13 protein-coding genes and 1 tRNA gene are annotated in these 17,485 nt (G+C 49.1%); 11 read left to right on the top strand and 3 right to left on the bottom strand.

The window, feature by feature from the left end; all coding sequences use genetic code 11:
• The first annotated feature begins 5 nt into the window (after nt 1–5).
• Both whiA and PSHG_RS11880 read left to right on the top strand, forming a co-directional pair.
• Nucleotides 6–938 carry a DNA-binding protein WhiA gene (gene whiA, locus PSHG_RS11885; RefSeq protein ID WP_010272974.1) on the top strand — a complete coding sequence of 311 codons (933 nt, stop codon included), beginning with the start codon at nt 6–8 and terminating at the stop codon, nt 936–938.
• Between the two features lie 113 nt (nt 939–1,051).
• Complete coding sequence (locus tag PSHG_RS11880) at nt 1,052–1,321, top strand: HPr family phosphocarrier protein (protein ID WP_010272971.1); 270 nt, start codon at nt 1,052–1,054, stop codon at nt 1,319–1,321.
• A gap of 392 nt (nt 1,322–1,713) precedes the next feature.
• On the opposite strand, the gene clpP is transcribed toward PSHG_RS11880, so the two are convergent.
• Nucleotides 1,714–2,295: an ATP-dependent Clp endopeptidase proteolytic subunit ClpP gene (gene clpP, locus PSHG_RS11875; RefSeq protein ID WP_010272969.1), complete on the bottom strand. Its 582-nt coding sequence runs from the start codon at nt 2,293–2,295 to the stop codon at nt 1,714–1,716.
• Nucleotides 2,296–2,467: 172 nt separating this feature from the next.
• Nucleotides 2,468–2,542, bottom strand: a tRNA-Arg gene (locus PSHG_RS11870).
• Between the two features lie 496 nt (nt 2,543–3,038).
• Between PSHG_RS11870 and PSHG_RS11865 the strand changes: the two genes are divergently transcribed.
• The 7 genes from PSHG_RS11865 to PSHG_RS11835 all read left to right on the top strand — a co-directional run bounded on the left by PSHG_RS11865 (nt 3,039) and on the right by PSHG_RS11835 (nt 11,973).
• Entirely contained in the window at nt 3,039–4,058 is a 1,020-nt protein-coding gene (locus tag PSHG_RS11865) for a sugar-binding transcriptional regulator (protein ID WP_026021333.1), read from the top strand.
• Between the two features lie 176 nt (nt 4,059–4,234).
• Nucleotides 4,235–5,239: a type I glyceraldehyde-3-phosphate dehydrogenase gene (gene gap / locus PSHG_RS11860; RefSeq protein ID WP_010272964.1), complete on the top strand. Its 1,005-nt coding sequence runs from the start codon at nt 4,235–4,237 to the stop codon at nt 5,237–5,239.
• A gap of 149 nt (nt 5,240–5,388) precedes the next feature.
• The gene (locus tag PSHG_RS11855) at nt 5,389–6,570 is read left to right on the top strand and encodes a phosphoglycerate kinase (RefSeq protein WP_010272961.1); all 1,182 of its coding nucleotides are present in this window, start codon (nt 5,389–5,391) and stop codon (nt 6,568–6,570) included.
• A gap of 100 nt (nt 6,571–6,670) precedes the next feature.
• A complete protein-coding gene (tpiA, locus tag PSHG_RS11850; RefSeq protein WP_010272959.1) occupies nt 6,671–7,423 on the top strand; it encodes a triose-phosphate isomerase in 753 nt (250 codons plus the stop codon).
• A gap of 1 nt (nt 7,424) precedes the next feature.
• Nucleotides 7,425–8,963: a 2,3-bisphosphoglycerate-independent phosphoglycerate mutase gene (gpmI, locus tag PSHG_RS11845; RefSeq protein WP_010272956.1), complete on the top strand. Its 1,539-nt coding sequence runs from the start codon at nt 7,425–7,427 to the stop codon at nt 8,961–8,963.
• A 46-nt stretch (nt 8,964–9,009) separates the two neighbouring features.
• Nucleotides 9,010–10,302: a phosphopyruvate hydratase gene (gene eno / locus PSHG_RS11840; RefSeq protein WP_010272955.1), complete on the top strand. Its 1,293-nt coding sequence runs from the start codon at nt 9,010–9,012 to the stop codon at nt 10,300–10,302.
• An 885-nt stretch (nt 10,303–11,187) separates the two neighbouring features.
• Complete coding sequence (locus tag PSHG_RS11835) at nt 11,188–11,973, top strand: M50 family metallopeptidase (protein WP_010272953.1); 786 nt, start codon at nt 11,188–11,190, stop codon at nt 11,971–11,973.
• 198 nt (nt 11,974–12,171) lie between these two features.
• Here the strand turns inward: PSHG_RS11835 and nagZ are convergent, their stop codons facing one another.
• Nucleotides 12,172–13,260, bottom strand: a complete 1,089-nt coding sequence (gene nagZ, locus PSHG_RS27425; protein ID WP_010272951.1) for a beta-N-acetylhexosaminidase — start codon at nt 13,258–13,260, stop codon at nt 12,172–12,174.
• Between the two features lie 728 nt (nt 13,261–13,988).
• Between nagZ and secG the strand changes: the two genes are divergently transcribed.
• Both secG and rnr read left to right on the top strand, forming a co-directional pair.
• Nucleotides 13,989–14,222: a preprotein translocase subunit SecG gene (secG, locus tag PSHG_RS11825; protein WP_010272949.1), complete on the top strand. Its 234-nt coding sequence runs from the start codon at nt 13,989–13,991 to the stop codon at nt 14,220–14,222.
• A 351-nt stretch (nt 14,223–14,573) separates the two neighbouring features.
• Nucleotides 14,574–17,024, top strand: a complete 2,451-nt coding sequence (rnr, locus tag PSHG_RS11820; RefSeq protein WP_010272945.1) for a ribonuclease R — start codon at nt 14,574–14,576, stop codon at nt 17,022–17,024.
• Nucleotides 17,025–17,485 lie beyond the last annotated feature (461 nt).

The following is a 17,485-nucleotide window of genomic DNA, read 5'->3' as shown; positions in this document are numbered from 1 at the left end:
TGGGAATGTCTTTCGCCGCAGAGACTAAAAAAGAATTAACGTTAGTGGAAGCATCCCCATGCTGTGAAAAAGCGGAGCTTTCCGCCCTGATCCGGATGAATGGGACGGTACAGCTTTCCAGTCAGAGGGTCATTCTTGACATTTCTACAGAGAATGCGGCCATTGCACGGCGAATTTATTCTTTGGTGAAGAAAACCTTCAATGCCCATGCAGAGCTGCTCGTTCAGAAAAAAATGAGACTCAAAAAGAACAATGTGTACATCGTCCGAGTGCCCGCGCAGGTTCAGCAAATTCTCCAGGAGCTGAATATCGTATCGGAGGGTTTTCAGTTTACTCCGGGCATTGATAAGCGAATGCTGCGGAAAGACTGCTGCCGCAGAGCTTATTTGCGAGGGGCTTTCTTGGCAGGGGGATCCGTGAACAGTCCTGAGGGCTCATCCTATCATCTGGAGATTGCTTCGATGTATGAGGAGCACTGCGCGGCTCTGGTGGAGCTGGCTAACCGGTTTGCGCTTAACGCCAGATGTATCGAACGCAAGAAGGGGTTTGTGTTTTACATTAAGGAAGGCGAGAAGATTACGGAACTGTTAAGCTTGATTGGAGCCCACCAGGCTTTGCTGAAGTTTGAAAATGTGAGAATTATGAAGGATATGCGCAATTCGGTAAACCGGATTGTTAATTGCGAGACAGCCAATTTGAACAAAACGATCGGTGCTGCCGTTAGACAGATTGAGAACATTAAGCTGCTGGACAGCGAAATTGGCTTGGAAAATCTTCCGGAGAAGCTGCGGGAGGTTGCCGAGGTCCGGCTTCAGTATCCCGATATCAATCTCAAGGAAGTAGGCGATTTGCTTAAAGGATCGGTCAGTAAGTCCGGAGTCAATCACCGCTTGCGTAAAATTGATGAAATGGCTGAAAAAATTCGTAATGGGAAATAAGAAACATGGTATTAGTTCTAGTTAAGTTTGGGGATAAATGATATAATATTTGAAAAAACTTAACTTGTGGAGTGAAATAGGTGTAACCTAAAAAATAGTAGGGGGTATTCGTAATGACAAAGCGACCTGTTGTTGTCAAATTGAAAACAGGCTTACACGCAAGGCCCGCTGCTTTGTTTGTGCAAGAAGCCAATAAGTTTTCCTCTGAAATTTTCGTTGAGAAAGAGGAAAAGAAAGTCAACGCCAAGAGCATAATGGGTATTATGAGTCTGGCCATCAGTTCGGGCACGGAAGTATCCATAAGTGCAGAAGGCGCGGATGCGGAACAGGCTGTAAACGCTTTAGTTTCCTTAGTCAGCAAGGAAGAGCTGGAGAATCAATAAGACAGACAAAGCATCGCTTTTAGAAATACAGGTTGAGAGAGAAGCCATCGGCGTACATAGAGGAACCGGATTCGGCGTCCTGCGTGAGTTTTCCCTAAGCTTTGGAGAAAGGAGACAGCGGGTAACCCCAGCTTCTTTAAAGCTAAGGTACCGTCAGGCTGCTGTTCCGGACGTTGATCGTTTAACGTTTGATTGAGCAAATCGTTACTGCAAGCTGATATGTAACAGACGAGGCTATCATGATTGACGGTATTATATCCGTCTGATATACACTATCAAAAAGCCGGATCCCTGGGATCCGGCTTTTGCTAATTACTGCTGGTTAATACAATTGTACAGCTCCCTCGAAGCCTTGATAGAGAAGAGCCTTTCACTTGGAGAGAGCGGGTGCCTTACAGAGACTGGATAACTTTGTCAATGATCCCATACTCTTTGGCCTGATCAGCCCACATGAAGTAATCGCGGTCAGTATCCTTCTCAATGCGCTCGAGAGGCTGTTTGGTGCGTTCGGCTAAAATATGGTTCAGCTTCTCGCGCATACGGAGAATACGTTTGGCCCGGATCTCGATATCGCTCGCCTGGCCCTCAGCGCCTCCGAGTGGCTGGTGAATCATAATTTCACTGTTCGGCAGCGCGTAGCGTTTGCCAATTTCCCCAGCGGCGAGCAGGAAGGCTCCCATCGATGCGGCCAATCCGACACAGATGGTGGACACATCGGATTTAATGAATTGCATGGTATCGAAGATCGCCATTCCGGCAGAAATGGATCCTCCCGGACTGTTAATGTACAAATGAATATCCTTTTCCTGATCTTGGGCATCCAGGAACAGCAGCTGGGCAATGACGGCATTAGCTACTTGATCGTTAATAGGGGTGCCAAGGAATATAATTCGGTCCTTCAACAGACGGGAGTATATGTCGTATGCTCGTTCTCCTCTTGCATCGGGTTCAACAACCATAGGTATAAAGCTCATGAACGTGGCCTCCTTTATTTCTCCAACTAAGGAAATCTTCAATCAGTGTATACTAAATCGATAACCTAAATACATAATACCGAATAATAATCAAAAGGTCAACAAAGGTCAAACATTAGATAATAAAAAAATCAGCCTTGTGCTGTAAGACTGACTGTTCTGATAACATTTATGGCGCGCCCGCGAGGGATCGAACCTCGATCTCAGGCTCCGGAGGCCTGCGTCATATCCATTGGACCACGGGCGCAAAATAGTCGGTTAACATACGGAAATTATGTGAGAAAACAAGAAGCAGCAAAAATAATTATATGACACTGTTCACTAAATTGCAAGTTTTGTTTTAGAAAAGCTTGTCCTCATCTAAAAGAATAAATCAACGTAGGAGTAAATGACAGGTGCTTTACGAGGTCACGAAAACATTTTAACAAAAAAATAATATACGGTTTTAAAATAAGCAGGCGCCCTTCTAACCTTGCTGTCAGAGGGTGCCCGGTTTTTCTCTATATTGCTTCATTTGCTGCGGTTTTATGGGGAGGGATCAGAGGGCGCCATGGTCCTTCGAGTCAACCCATTTAAGGGAAAATTGCACAAGCCCCCAGTTGCAAACCAAGGAAGCATTGAGTATAATCGAAGGTGAACAGACGCGTTGTTCTTTTTTTAAAACTAATTGGGACCAAAAATGTTGACGTGGGACGTTTATTGTCCAGGTGGTGATGGGCTTGCAAAGTGGTCAAGGTGAAAATGTGAGGGCGATTCTGGAGATTCAGAAGCAGCTTCTGCCCGATTTAATGGAGCAGCTAAAGAAAAGATACACCGTATTGCATCACATTCACGTTTCCCGGGTGGTAGGACGCCGTACCCTGGCAACTTCTTTGAATATGACAGAGAGGGTTCTGAGGGGCGAGGTGGAGTTTCTTAAAAGCCAGGGCCTGCTGGAAGTGGAATCGTTCGGTATGAGCGTCAGCGAGTCGGGAGTTCGGCTATTAGAACAGCTGGAACCGATGATCCGCGAGCTGTTCGGATTATCCGAGCTGGAGGAGCAGATCCGCAAAGCTTTTAAGGTCAAACAGGTTACTGTCGTTCCGGGGGATTCAGATACCTCACCATCGGCTAAGAAAGAGTTAGGCCGTGCGGGGGCTTCCGCTCTGCGCAAGTTGGTGCAGGAAGCATCGGTCATCGCTGTAACGGGCGGCTCTACTATGGCTGAAGTAGCCAATCATGTCCAGCCCTCCGCGTCGCTCAAGGCGAGCTTGTTCGTCCCGGCAAGAGGCGGCCTGGGTGAAGGTGTGGAGCTTCAGGCCAATACGATAGCTTCCATTATGGCGAAAAAAAGCGGTGGCCAATACCGGCTTCTGCATGTACCGGATCACTTAGGCGAGGAAGCTTATCTGTCCTTGATCCAAGACCCCAACATCCAGGAAATATTGTCGGTTATCCGCAGGACACAAATCGTTGTTCATGGCATCGGTGAAGCGATGGCCATGGCGAAGCGGCGCAAGCTTGATGCTGAAACGGTCAGTCGGCTGCGTCAAGATGGAGCTTTGGCGGAAGCCTACGGCTATTATTTTGACAAGCAGGGCAACGTGATTCACAAGATGACAACGGCTGGCCTCCGTCTTGAAGATTTGGAGAATACCCGGGTGATTGCTGTCGCCGGCGGCAAAAGCAAAGGGGAGAGCATCGCCGCTGTTCTGAAATATGGACGGGAGCAGGTGCTGGTAACCGATGAAGCGGCGGCGCGGGAGACGTTAAAATACATCTGATACGTGCTTAAGTTTACTTAGAAGTGTAAAGACTTGTAACAGGCTTTGAGCGCACTGCAATACGCACTGTGACACAGCTAATTCATGCTATCAGGATCATGACAGGCTACGGCTTGTCTTGAGATAAATTTTTATTTACCACAACTCAATTTCCAAATTTCAAGGAGGAATTTAACATGGTGAAAATTGGTATTAACGGTTTTGGACGTATCGGCCGCAATGTGTTCCGCGCGTCTTTCAACAATCCGGAAGTGGAAGTTGTAGCAATTAACGATCTGACCGATGTTAAAGTGCTGGCTCACCTGCTGAAATATGATACGACTCATGGTATCTTCCAAGGCGAAGTTCAAGCTGGAGAAGGAAGCCTGATCGTTAACGGTAAAGAGATTAAAGTATTCGCAGAGCGTGATCCTGGCAACCTGCCTTGGGCAAGCGTAGGCGCCGAAATCGTGGTCGAATCCACCGGTATTTTCACGGCTAAGGAAAAGGCAGAAGCGCACTTGAAGGGCGGAGCGAAAAAAGTTATTATCTCCGCACCGGCAACTAACGAAGACATTACCATTGTTATGGGTGTTAACGAAGACAAGTACGATGCTTCCCAGCATACGATCATTTCCAATGCTTCTTGTACGACAAACTGCCTGGCTCCTTTTGCCAAAGTGCTTAATGAGAAGTTCGGCATTGTTAAAGGTATGATGACAACTGTTCACTCCTATACGAACGACCAAAGCGTATTGGATCTGCCGCATAAGGATCCTCGCCGTGCTCGCGCTGCAGCTGAGAACATCATCCCTTCATCCACTGGTGCAGCCAAAGCGGTATCTCTGGTGCTGCCTGAGCTGAAAGGCAAATTGAACGGGATGGCTTTCCGCGTGCCTACTCCTAACGTTTCCGTTACGGATCTGGTAGCTGAGCTGAGCCGCAACGTTACCTTGGAAGAAGTTAACGCTGCATTGAAAGAAGCGGCTGATGGTCCGTTGAAAGGCATCATGAACTATTCCGAAGAGCCGCTCGTATCCAGCGACTACAACGGAGATCCGGCTTCCTCCACAATTGACGCTCTTTCCACTATGGTGGTGGGTGACAACCTGGTGAAAGTGGTATCCTGGTATGACAATGAGTGGGGCTATTCCAACCGCGTGGTTGACCTGGCTCTTTATATCGCAAGTAAAGGCTTGTAATTATAGAATGTTCGGTTTAGGGGAGAAGCAATTCTCCTCTAATTGAACGTTATCGGCGGTTTGCACAGCAGCATGACTGCTGCCATACTTAAGAAATGATGGATGACGATGGTTATTCATCAAGATACAATGAACCTGGAGGGATTGCCTTGAACAAGAAAAGCATCCGCGATGTGGAAGTGAAAGGAAAGAAAGTGTTCGTCCGGGTCGATTTTAACGTTCCCCTGGAGAACGGAGTCATTACTGACGATACCCGCATCCGAGAAACGGTACCTACAATTCAGTATTTGATCGATAATGGAGCTAAAGTGATCTTGGCCAGCCACTTGGGAAGACCGAAAGGCCAGGTAGTTGAAGAGCTGCGTCTCACTCCTGCGGCCAAGCGCCTGTCCGAGCTGCTCGGCAAGCCTGTAGCTAAAGCGGATGAAGCCATCGGATCCAATGTGCAGGAGCAAATCGCCGCATTAGGTGAAGGGGATGTGCTGCTGCTGGAAAACGTCCGCTTCTACCCGGGTGAAGAAAAGAATGATCCCGAGCTGGCCAAAGCGTTTGCAGAACTGGCCGACCTGTATGTGAATGATGCATTCGGGGCCGCTCACCGCGCTCATGCTTCGACTGAAGGGATAGCCCAGCATTTGCCTGCTGTTTCCGGCTTGCTGATGGAAAAAGAGCTGGACGTGCTCGGCAAGGCTTTGTCCAATCCCGAGCGTCCTTTTACCGCGATTATTGGCGGAGCGAAGGTTAAGGACAAAATCGGTGTCATCGAGAACCTGCTTAATCTTGCGGACAACATTATTATCGGTGGCGGCTTGTCTTATACGTTCCTCAAAGCTCAAGGCTATGAAATCGGTAATTCTCTTGTCGATAACGAGAAGCTGGACCTGGCACTCGGCTTTATCGAGAAAGCGAAGGAAAAGAACGTCAATTTCCTGCTGCCAGTCGATATTGTCGTAACCGATGATTTCAGTCCGACCGCAAATACGAAAGTAGTTGCGATCAGCGAGATTCCGGCCGATTGGGAAGGAATCGATATTGGTCCTAAAACCCGTGAAATTTATGCGGATGTGATTAAAAAATCCAAGCTCGTTGTCTGGAACGGACCTATGGGCGTGTTTGAAATCGAGCCGTTCTCGAAGGGAACACAAGCCGTAGGACAGGCCTGTGCGGAGACAGCGGGCTACACCATTATTGGCGGCGGTGATTCAGCTGCAGCTGCAGAGAAGTTCGGATTGGCCGAGCAGATGGACCACATGTCCACTGGCGGCGGTGCCTCGCTAGAGTTTATGGAAGGCAAGCAGCTGCCAGGCGTTGTTGCTTTGAACGACAAGTAAGCAGCGGGCAGTACCGGCAAGCTGTTCATAGGCTATCAGCGTCTGCAAGAGCCTTTGATCATATGACAATCAATTTTAAATAGAAAGGAGACCACCATCCATGAGAACCCCCATTATCGCGGGAAACTGGAAAATGTTCAAAACGGTGAAGGAAGCGTTGGCTTTTGCTGATGCGGTTAAAGGCAAGGCCGAGGTAAACGGAGTGGATACGGTAATCTGCGCACCTTTTACTCAACTGGCTTCCTTGGTTGAAGCATTAAAAGGAACCTCCATCAAGGTGGGAGCGCAAAATCTCCACTGGGAAGAAAACGGCGCCTATACAGGCGAGATTAGCGGTCCTATGCTTCAAGAAACCGGTGTGGAGTATGTCATTATCGGGCATTCCGAAAGAAGAGCTTATTTTGCGGAAACGGATGAAACGGTCAACAAAAAAGTTCACGCTGCATTCCGCTATGGCCTAACTCCTATCATTTGTGTGGGAGAAAAGCTGGAGGAGCGGGAGGCGGATCGCACGAAAGAAGTGTGCAAGCTGCAAACCGAAGCGGCCCTTCAAGGCCTTACGGCTGAGCAGGCGGCTAAAGCGGTTATCGCTTATGAGCCGATCTGGGCAATCGGTACCGGCAAGTCTTCGACTTCAGCCGATGCGAACGATGTAATCAGCTATATCCGCGAGCTTGTTAAAGAGCTTTACGGCGAAGAGGTGGCGAAAGCTATCCGCATTCAATATGGCGGCAGTGTGAAGCCTAACAACATAACCGAGTACATGCAAATGTCTGACATTGATGGCGCCCTGGTAGGTGGAGCGAGTCTCGAACCGGATTCCTTCATCCAGCTGGTTGAGGGGGCGCGTTAAAATGGCAAGACCAAAACCGGTGGCCTTAATTATTCTGGATGGCTTCGGACTTCGCTCAGAGGTTCAGGGCAATGCGGTAGAGCAGGCCAACAAGCCGAATTATGACCGCTATTGGGCGGAATATCCTCACACAACGTTGACTGCTTGCGGAGAGGCAGTAGGTCTTCCAGAAGGACAAATGGGCAACTCTGAGGTTGGGCATCTTAATATCGGCGCGGGAAGGATTGTGTACCAGGATCTTACCCGGATTACCAAATCGATTCGCGATGGCGAATTTGACGGGAATGAAACGTTCCTGGCCGCTATCAGGCATGCCAAAGAGAACAATGCCAAGCTTCATTTGTACGGACTGCTGTCCGACGGCGGCGTTCACAGCCATATTGCCCATCTGTTCGCTCTGCTTGACCTGTGCAAGAAGCAGGACTTCAAAGACGTATGCATTCACGCGTTTTTAGACGGGCGTGACGTGGCTCCTGACAGCGCTAAAGGTTATATGGAGCAATTGCTTAACAAAATTGATGAGGTCGGTGTCGGCAAGGTGGCGACCGTTCAAGGACGCTATTATGCGATGGACCGTGACAAGCGCTGGGATCGCGTGGAGAAATCCTATCGCGCAATGGTTTATGGCGAAGGTCCTACCCATCATGATCCGGCGGCCGCTATCGCAGAATCGTATGAACAGTCTGTCTATGACGAGTTCGTACTGCCTACGGTCATCGTAGATTCGGAAGGCAAGCCTAACGGGCTGGTCAAATCCAAAGACTCCGTTATTTTCTTTAACTTCCGTCCCGACCGGGCGATACAGCTGTCGCAGGTGTTCACGAACACCGATTTCCGTTTCTTTGATCGCGGTATGGCCTGCCCGACAGAGCTTCATTTTGTCTGCATGACCTTATTTAATGAATCGATCGGCGGTTATGTCGCATATCAACCGAAGAACTTGGATAATACACTGGGCGAAGTGCTGGTGCAGAACAATCTGACTCAACTGAGAACAGCGGAAACCGAGAAATATCCGCATGTTACCTTCTTTTTCAGCGGCGGCCGCGATGTTGAGCTTCCTGGGGAAACGCGGATTCTCATTAATTCGCCTAAGGTGGCTACTTATGATCTGAAGCCGGAGATGAGCGCTTATGAATTAGCGGAGTCAACGGTTAAAGAAATTGAATCCGGCAAGCATGACGTAATTATTATGAACTTTGCCAATCCGGATATGGTTGGCCACTCTGGCATGCTGGAGCCTACCATCAAAGCAGTGGAAGCTGTTGATGAATGTCTGGGCCAGGTTGTAAGTGCCATTCAGGCGCAAGGTGGCGTGGCGATCATTACAGCTGACCACGGAAATGCTGATCTCGTAAGAGACGAACAGGATCGTCCTCATACGGCGCATACTACCAACCCGGTGCCGTTGATTGTGCTGGACAAAAACGTTAAGCTAAGAGAAGGCGGCATACTGGCGGATATTGCCCCGACCATGCTGACACTGCTCGAGTTGAAACAGCCTGCGGAAATGACGGGGAGTACTCTGATCGTGGAGTAGTCGCGGCTTGATCATTACATTTAAGATCGAATAAGGAGAGGTTTACATGACCATTATTGCTGATGTGTATGCCCGCGAGGTACTTGATTCCCGCGGTAACCCTACTGTTGAAGTAGAAGTAACATTAGAATCCGGCGCTAAAGGCCGTGCCATCGTTCCTTCCGGTGCGTCTACAGGTGCGTACGAAGCCGTTGAGCTGAGAGACGGAGACAAAACCCGTTATTTGGGTAAGGGCGTCTTAAAGGCTGTTGACAACGTTAACGGTGTCATCGCTCCTGAAATTATCGGCCTGGATGCAATTGACCAGGTAGCTATTGATGCCAAAATGATTCAGCTCGATGGAACAGAAAATAAAGGCAAGCTGGGTGCTAACGCTATTCTTGCCGTTTCCATGGCAGTAGCCCGCGCGGCAGCTGAAGCGCTAGACATTCCGCTGTATACTTACCTCGGCGGGTTCAATGCGAAGACTCTTCCAGTACCTATGATGAACATCGTTAACGGCGGAGCGCATGCCGACAACAACGTGGACGTGCAGGAATTTATGGTGCTGCCTGTAGGTGCTTCCAGCTTTAAAGAGGCGCTGCGCATCGGTGCAGAGATTTTCCATAACTTGAAATCTGTATTGAAGGAAAAAGACCTGAACACAGCAGTCGGTGATGAGGGCGGTTTTGCACCCAACCTTGGTTCCAATGAGGAAGCGATCACTACGATCATCTCCGCTATCGAGCGTGCTGGCTACAAACCGGGTGAAGATGTTTTCCTGGGTATGGACGTAGCGTCCACCGAATTCTTCAAGGATGGAAAATACCATCTGGAAGGTGAGGGTAAATCCTATACTTCCGCTGAATTCGTAGACTACCTTGCAGAATTGGTGGATAAATATCCGATCATCACGATTGAGGATGGCTGCGCTGAGGATGACTGGGAAGGCTGGAAGCTGCTGACCGACAAGCTGGGCGGTAAAGTTCAGCTCGTGGGAGACGATCTGTTCGTTACGAATACGACTCGTCTGTCCGAAGGAATTGAGAAAGGCATCGGCAATTCCATTCTGATCAAAGTGAATCAAATCGGCACGCTGACCGAAACCTTCGATGCGATTGAAATGGCCAAACGCGCCGGTTACACTGCGGTCATTTCCCACCGTTCCGGTGAAAGTGAAGACAGCACGATTGCCGATATCGCTGTAGCGACCAATGCCGGTCAAATCAAAACCGGTGCTCCTTCCCGTACAGACCGTGTAGCTAAGTACAACCAATTGCTTCGCATTGAAGATCAATTGGCGAGCGTAAGCCAATATGCGGGAAAAAGCGCATTTTACAACTTGAAAAACTTCAAATAAGTCTGAAAATGGAGCCGGTCCGACGGATTAAGAGTCGAGCTTAGTTAGCCGAACACGGTTTTCCATCTGCGTTAACGGGGCTGGCTAATAAGTAACGCCTCGTGCAAGTAAAGATGTCACAATAAAACACCCGAGAATGTTTGATTTTACGGCATTCTTGGGTGTTGTCAATTTAAGGCAGGTGTCGCACTACACCGGGATGAAATGTATTTGGAGCTGGAATGTATGCGAAAAATCGCATATATTTCACCTTCGCCGCCACCCCCGGTGGAATGGTATGTGAAAACAGTTACGCCATTGAATTCTCAGGCACAACTCCTCCAGCATGAAAATAACCAAGGTTGGCGGGGTTCGCGGGCTGCGGGGGCTTGTTGCCTGCGTTTTGTATGAAATGCCGTACAAAAGCATGGGGTTGAAGGGCGATTACCGGAGATTTGTATGAAATGTCGTACAAAAGCATGGGATTGAAGGACGATTACCCAAGATTTGTATGACAAATCGTACAAAAGCATGGGATTAAGGGCGATTACCCGAAATTTGTATGACAAATCGTACAAATGCAGGGGTTTAAGCGATTAAAGAGCTGCAGCCAGTGTTCTCAGCAAAAAGCATGTTGCCAACATGTATTGTAAGCTTGTTGCAATTTATTGCATCTGGAACATATGCTATTTTCATACCGGAGTGGTGCCAGAATTGGAGAAGACATGACTGTTTTTCATAAGCAATTGAATTGTTCCAGTAAAAAGCTGGACTTTTAATTATGAAGCCTTGAGAACTTGATTCGCTCATTAGCGATGCTTATATGAAACGGAAGGACTTCCTTAAACGTAAATAAACTATTTCCTTAGACCAAGGTCGATCAACTGCAGAAAAGGGGAGAATGTGATGGGCAGATGGATCATAACGATTGTTTTTCTGGTGATATGCGCATTCTTTACCCGGATGATTCCCTATACGTCCTTCTTTCGCAATTTCAATACGATGATTCATGAGTTTGGCCACGCAATCACGACATTGGTGCTCTCCGGCCGCGTCCTCAATATAGAGTTGTATGCCGATCACAGCGGGGTCACCCGTTCGGCGGTGGCTGAATCCTGGAAGCTGATCCCCATTGGTTTATCCGGGTATCTGATCGCTTCCCTGTTTGCCTGGTTCCTGTTTGCAATGGACTACAAAAATAAGCAGAAGCTAGGACTCGTCGTCATGACGACTATCGCTGCGATTTCGTTAGTGTTTTTTGTGCGCAATGAGTTCGGGATTTGGTGGCTTATCGGCTTTATAGTTCTGAATGTGATTATGATTATGTTTGCACGTGGAAATTTCGAGCGGATTTACTATTTGATCATCGCTTTCTTAACCCTGGAGGAATCGGTTTTTAGTGCCTTCTCTCTGGTGATTTATGCCTATAACGACCCCGCTCATGCCGGTGACGCGGCTCTGCTGCGAGAGGCAACCGGCCTGCCAGCTATGCTGTGGGCACTTGTATTTACAGTATTTGCTCTCTGGTGTGCAATGAAGGGTCTATCCTTGTTCGCCAAAAAAAGAAGCAGGCCCAATCGCTCTCCGGGCGGTTATGCGCACCGGACTTATTCCGAATACTCCGGAAACCCCGAATACTCCGGAAACTCAGAATACCCCGAATACTCAGAGGACAGGCGGGGACGCTTTTAAGCGAATGAAATGAGGATCTCGTTTTTGAAAAAAGAGCGCCAGTTCACTTTAGGCTAGCGCCAGTTCTCTTTTGGCTTTTATGTTGAATGACTTGCCAATCTTGCTTTTTACATCGGGGCCATTCAGGGCTGCCTAGAAAACGGGCGCTTTTGCTATGCCCAAATTGACGGATAATGCTTTAACGACATCGATATGAGGTCATCTGTTTGCTGCGGAAGTTCTCTTGTTCAAATCCCGGATCTGTTCATTTAAGCTGCTTAGATCAGGAACTTCCCGGGGTTCGTCATGCAAATCATAATCCGCCTTCAACTGCAAAATCCTCCGCACGCTTTCCTCGATTCGCTTCTCAGTCAAGGTGCCTTCGTCGACTGCTTTTTTCACATAAGTAATGACCTCGTCTACATTCTCATATTTATGAGCGACTAATAAGATGTCAGTTCCAGCCTTCAGGGATAACACAGCGGCTTCCCCCATGCCATAACGATTCGCGATCGCTCTCATTGTTAAATCATCCGTGATGACCACACCATCGAAGCCCAGCTTATTTCTCAGCTGATCGGTTATAACAGCAGGGGACAGCGAAGAGGGGAGCTCTTCATCCAGTGCCGGGAATAAGATATGCGCGACCATAACGACATCGGCTCCAGCATCGATCGCATCGGCAAAAGGCTTCAGCTCCAGGCTATCCAGCTCATCTTCCGTCTTAAGGATAACCGGGAGATCGAGATGAGAGTCCGTGTCCGTATCCCCATGCCCGGGGAAATGTTTAACGACCGGAATGACGCCTTCCTGCTTAATATGCTGCATCACTTTGATTCCCATAGTGCTTACCTGCTCAGGATCGTCCCCGAAGGAACGGTCTCCGATCACCGGATTTGCCGGATTGCTGTTCACATCGAGCACGGGAGCGAAGTTCATGTTCATTCCCATCATGTCCACGCCTTCGCCCAGTACAAAGCCTAATAAGGAAGCAAGCTCCGGATCGCTGCTTTCCCCGATTTGCAGCGCGCTAGGCAGGGCCACCCAATCATTAAACCGGCTGACTCGGCCGCCTTCCTGGTCTACCGAAAGCAGCAAAGGAGCATGATTGACTTGGTTCCATTCATTAACCTGGTTAACAAATTGGATGATGGAGGCCGGATCGGCCAGGTTGTTCCTGAAAAAAATAATGCCGCCGACGTGCTGCTCCACAATCATTCTGCGGGTTTGTTCGTTAGGCTCTGATCCTTCTACTCCCGCAACAATTAACTGGCCGATCTTCTCTTCCAGACTCATGTCCTCAATCATGCTATCGATGTTTTCTTCACGGGCATCTTCAGTCCCGGGATTAGGATCAGGAGGAGAAGACGGTGTGGACCCGGGTTCAGGCGTTGAGGATGGTGCAGAACCTGGGGGCTGTTCAGATACGTCAGGGGTGGGCGAAACGGGAGGAGACCCTTCAGGATTTCCTCCGCTAGAGCAGGCAGCAAGGATAAGCACAATAGAGACCATTCCAATCAGAGCAGCACTTCGGAAAAAAGATACTGTCTGATGCTGCCAGTGGGTTTTTAGAATTTTTCCGTATTCATTTTTTTGTTTTTGCCTTGTTGGGATTGCATAGTGTTCACCTGTCTTTTGCTGGATTTTGTCGCTTGGAAAAGCCGTATAAGCCGGCTGTTAACGCACTAGAAACACTAGAACAAGCATTATCAAGAGAGGCTGGCGAAGCTCCATAAAAGAGGCCTCTGTACAAATGGCGTTCCTATGTTCTTGCTATAATAGCCTTAACTAATAAAAAAATTCAACCAATAGCGGTTATAAAATAAACTGGCCGAGCGAAAGTTCTTGAGCTAAGGCGGTATCGCATTAAAATGTTTAGTTCAAACAATATAGCAAAAAATGAACTTGTCATTGTTTTTCTCTAACGTTTATGGTAAGATAACTTTGTTGTGTCGGTTCGGCATGCTAATTTGTGATTGTATTCTTTACTGCCGAAAACGAGGCTGCACGGGAACTTGCTTTAGGAGGTGGATGTAATGGAAGTAGCTCTTAAGATCATTCTGGTTATTATTTCGTTAGGCTTGATTGCTGTTGTGCTTCTTCAGAAAGGGAAGAGCGCAGGGTTGTCAGGTGCCATCTCCGGTGGTGCGGAACATCTTTTCGGTAAGCAAAAGGCTCGTGGATTGGACTTGTTCCTTTCCCGTTTAACCATGGTCATGGCAGCATTATTTATTATTGTTGCTCTAATGATCGGTTATGTAGTCGATTAACGAATAGAATTTACGGACAGCAGGGACCCGCTCCTTGCTGTTTTTTTGTGTTTATCCGGGTTAAGGGGCAATCATTGGGTAAATACTTTTAAATAGGGGCACACAGCTGCAGGGTTCAAGCGGCATAAGGGGAGGAAACGCAAACATAATCATCTAAGGCCATTAAACACATAGGAGCTTAACCAAGTTTTTGTAACAGGGTTGGATTGGACTTTATAGCACAAAACAAATAATGAAAAATTTAAAACGTAAAGCTTGCACGGGAAGCCATATTGCTTCTGCCCGCAACACAGCAATATCCTAGGAGTTGTTTTTTGGGCTGGTTCAAGCTTTGACTACAAGGAGAAATGCATGATTACAGTAGAAGAAATTATGGAGTTATTTAATGATCGCGATTATCGGCCGATGACTTACAATGAATTGGAAGAGCATTTTCAAATCGATAATGCCCAGGACTTCAAGAGCTTCCTGAAGCTGCTTAATGAATTAGAAAGCGAAGGGAAAATTTATCGTACGCGCAATCAGCGGTACGCTTTGCCGGAAAGGCTCAATCTCGTTAAAGGAAAGCTGCAGGCACATGCCAAAGGATTTGGTTTTTTGCTGCCTGAGGATAAGGAACTGCCCGACATTTATATTCACGCCAATGATATGGGCGGAGCGATGAATGGGGATATTGTCATGGTCCGGATTTCCTCCCGCAGTCCAGCTGGAGGGAGAACGGAAGGCGAAGTTATCAAGATTGTCACCCGTGGAACGACTCAAGTAGTAGGATTGTTCCAAGACAACGGCAGTTATGCGTTCATCATTCCAGATGACCGCCGGCTGGTACGGGACATTTTTATCCCTAAAGAAGCGTATAAGGGAGCTGTGGATGGACAAAAGGTCGTGGCCCGGATTGTCAGCTATCCTGAAGGCCGGGCTGCAGCTGAGGGCGAGATCATTGAAATTCTTGGCCACAAAAATGATCCGGGTGTCGATATCCTGTCTGTTATTCGGAAATACCAGCTGCCTGAGCACTTTTCCGAGGAAGTCATGAAGGAAGCGGAGCAGGTGCCTGATCAAATTTCGGAAGAAGAACTAAAGGGCAGACGCGACCTTCGCGGCAAACGAATTGTAACGATTGACGGGGAGGATGCCAAAGATTTGGATGATGCCGTCAACGTGGAAAAGCTCCCTAACGGGAACTACCTGCTGGGAGTGCACATTGCCGATGTAAGCTATTATGTAAAAGAAAACTCGGCTCTCGACCGCGAGGCGTTCAACCGCGGATGCAGCGTATACCTGGTGGATAGGGTCATTCCGATGCTGCCGCATCGTTTATCAAACGGGATATGCAGCTTGAATCCCCAGGTTGACCGATTGACGATGTCCTGCGAAATGGAGATCAATGCCAAAGGCGATGTGGTCAAGCATGATATCTTCACCAGTGTGATCAACACAACGGAGAGAATGACTTATACCAATGTCCGCAAGCTGCTGACCGATCCGGATTCCGAACCTGAGCTGGTGGAGCAATATAGCCACCTGCTTGATGATTTCCGTCTAATGGAAGAGCTGGCGATGAAGCTGCGGACAAGGCGGATGCAGCGCGGCGCTATAGACTTTGACTTCCAGGAATCGAAAATCATTGTTGACGAAAATGGAAAGCCGACCGACATCATCAAGAGAGAGCGGACCATTGCCGAGATGATTATCGAGGAATTTATGCTTAAGGCGAATGAGACGGTGGCGGAGCATTTTTACTGGTTGAAGGTGCCTTTTCTTTATCGGGTTCACGAGGATCCGAAAGAGGAAAAGCTGCAGCATTTCATGGGATTTGTCACGAACTTTGGCTATACCGTGAAGGGGAAGGGCAATAAGGTGCACCCAAGGGCACTGCAAACGCTGCTTGAGGAGATAAAGGGCACTAAGGAAGAAACCGTAATCAGCACGGTTCTTCTCCGCTCCATGAAGCAGGCCCGGTATGATGCGGAAAGCCTGGGGCACTTTGGCTTGTCGGCGGAATTTTACTCGCATTTCACTTCGCCTATCCGCCGCTACCCCGATCTGATTATTCATCGTGTTATTCGTGAAGTGTTGGAGAAAGGGGCCCTGTCAGACAAGCGCCAGGAGTATTTGAGTGAGCGCATGGCTGTATATGCCCAACAATCTTCAGATAGGGAAAGACTTGCTGTAGAAGCGGAAAGAGAAACCGATGCTTTGAAGAAGGCAGAGTTCATGCTGGATAAAGTCGGGGAAGAGTTTGAAGGCATTATTAGCGGGGTAACCAGCTTCGGAATGTTCGTAGAGCTGGAAAACACGGTAGAAGGCATGATCAGCCTGAGCGAATTGAGCGATGACTTCTACCATTACCACGAGATGCAGCATTTGCTGATCGGGGAAAGAACCTCGCGCATTTACCGCATCGGCGATGAGGTACGGGTTCGCGTAGGGAAGGTCAATCTCGATGAGCGTAAAATTGATTTTGAGCTGGTCGATGCGAAACCGCGGGGACCGAAGGGCGAAGGAAGCGAGGCGGCACTGGCTGGAGCAGGGCGGCGCGGAAGAGGCCGCAGTGAAGGCCGCTCCCAGCAAGGAGCGGGAGGTGCGGGCCGCCGCAGCGCTAAAGGCGAGTCCCGCCGCGCCAGCCGGAGCAGCCGCACAGCGGGCGGCGAAGTCTTTGTCCCCTCTGCGGGAGGGGACAAAGAGGCCGCCGCAGGCCGCCGCACGGGCGGCAGCGGCTCTTCCGCCAAGCGCAAGCGCGGTGGAGCGCCGTTTTACGCCGCTGTGAAGGCGGGCAGCCGGCGCAAGCGCAAGAAGTAGCGCGTGCGCCGGCTGTGCGGGCTGCGCACGCGGTAGCGCAGCCTTGCGCGCGTGCGCGGCAGGCGCAGGTGCGGCGCGGTGGCGAGCGCCTAGGCGGCGGCCCGAGCCGTGGGCGGCAATGCCCAGCGCGGTAGCGAGCGCCTAGGCGGTAGCCCGAGCCGTGGGCGGAGTGCGCAAGCAGGAAGCATCTGTTACGCTGGCTCTGCTGGCATCGGAGGTTAGCCTGAGCTTACGCGCGAAGATACGGTCGTAGGCAGCCACGCCATAGCCTGGGGTGCAAAGCCTATAGCAGCTACTGTGCAGCGCCATATAAGCGCGTACGTGCCTCGATTACCGTGAAAAACGGCATGGCCGGCAAGCCGTTGTTACTTTGCAGAAACGGGAAAGTTCTTTTTGCAATAAAAAGCTCCCGGTAGTTATCTTGATTTCTCTATCGGGAGTTGATACAATTAGCTCCTAGT

Source organism: Paenibacillus senegalensis JC66 (assembly GCF_000285515.1).
Lineage (GTDB): Bacteria > Bacillota > Bacilli > Paenibacillales > NBRC-103111 > Paenibacillus_L > Paenibacillus_L senegalensis.
The sequence above is the reverse complement of the archived record's forward strand: the minus strand, read 5'-3'. Positions and strand labels throughout refer to the sequence as shown.

Bases quoted from the DNA above. Each gene is read 5' to 3' on its own strand.
- rnr (WP_010272945.1), top strand. From the start codon at position 14,574: ATGATTACAGTAGAAGAAATTATGGAGTTATTTAATGATCGCGATTAT.
- secG (WP_010272949.1), top strand. From the start codon at position 13,989: ATGGAAGTAGCTCTTAAGATCATTCTGGTTATTATTTCGTTAGGCTTG.
- PSHG_RS11880 (WP_010272971.1), top strand. From the start codon at position 1,052: ATGACAAAGCGACCTGTTGTTGTCAAATTGAAAACAGGCTTACACGCA.
- PSHG_RS11835 (WP_010272953.1), top strand. From the start codon at position 11,188: ATGGGCAGATGGATCATAACGATTGTTTTTCTGGTGATATGCGCATTC.
- nagZ (WP_010272951.1), bottom strand. From the start codon at position 13,260: ATGATTGAGGACATGAGTCTGGAAGAGAAGATCGGCCAGTTAATTGTT.
- tpiA (WP_010272959.1), top strand. From the start codon at position 6,671: ATGAGAACCCCCATTATCGCGGGAAACTGGAAAATGTTCAAAACGGTG.
- whiA (WP_010272974.1), top strand. From the start codon at position 6: ATGTCTTTCGCCGCAGAGACTAAAAAAGAATTAACGTTAGTGGAAGCA.
- clpP (WP_010272969.1), bottom strand. From the start codon at position 2,295: ATGAGCTTTATACCTATGGTTGTTGAACCCGATGCAAGAGGAGAACGA.
- gap (WP_010272964.1), top strand. From the start codon at position 4,235: ATGGTGAAAATTGGTATTAACGGTTTTGGACGTATCGGCCGCAATGTG.
- eno (WP_010272955.1), top strand. From the start codon at position 9,010: ATGACCATTATTGCTGATGTGTATGCCCGCGAGGTACTTGATTCCCGC.
- gpmI (WP_010272956.1), top strand. From the start codon at position 7,425: ATGGCAAGACCAAAACCGGTGGCCTTAATTATTCTGGATGGCTTCGGA.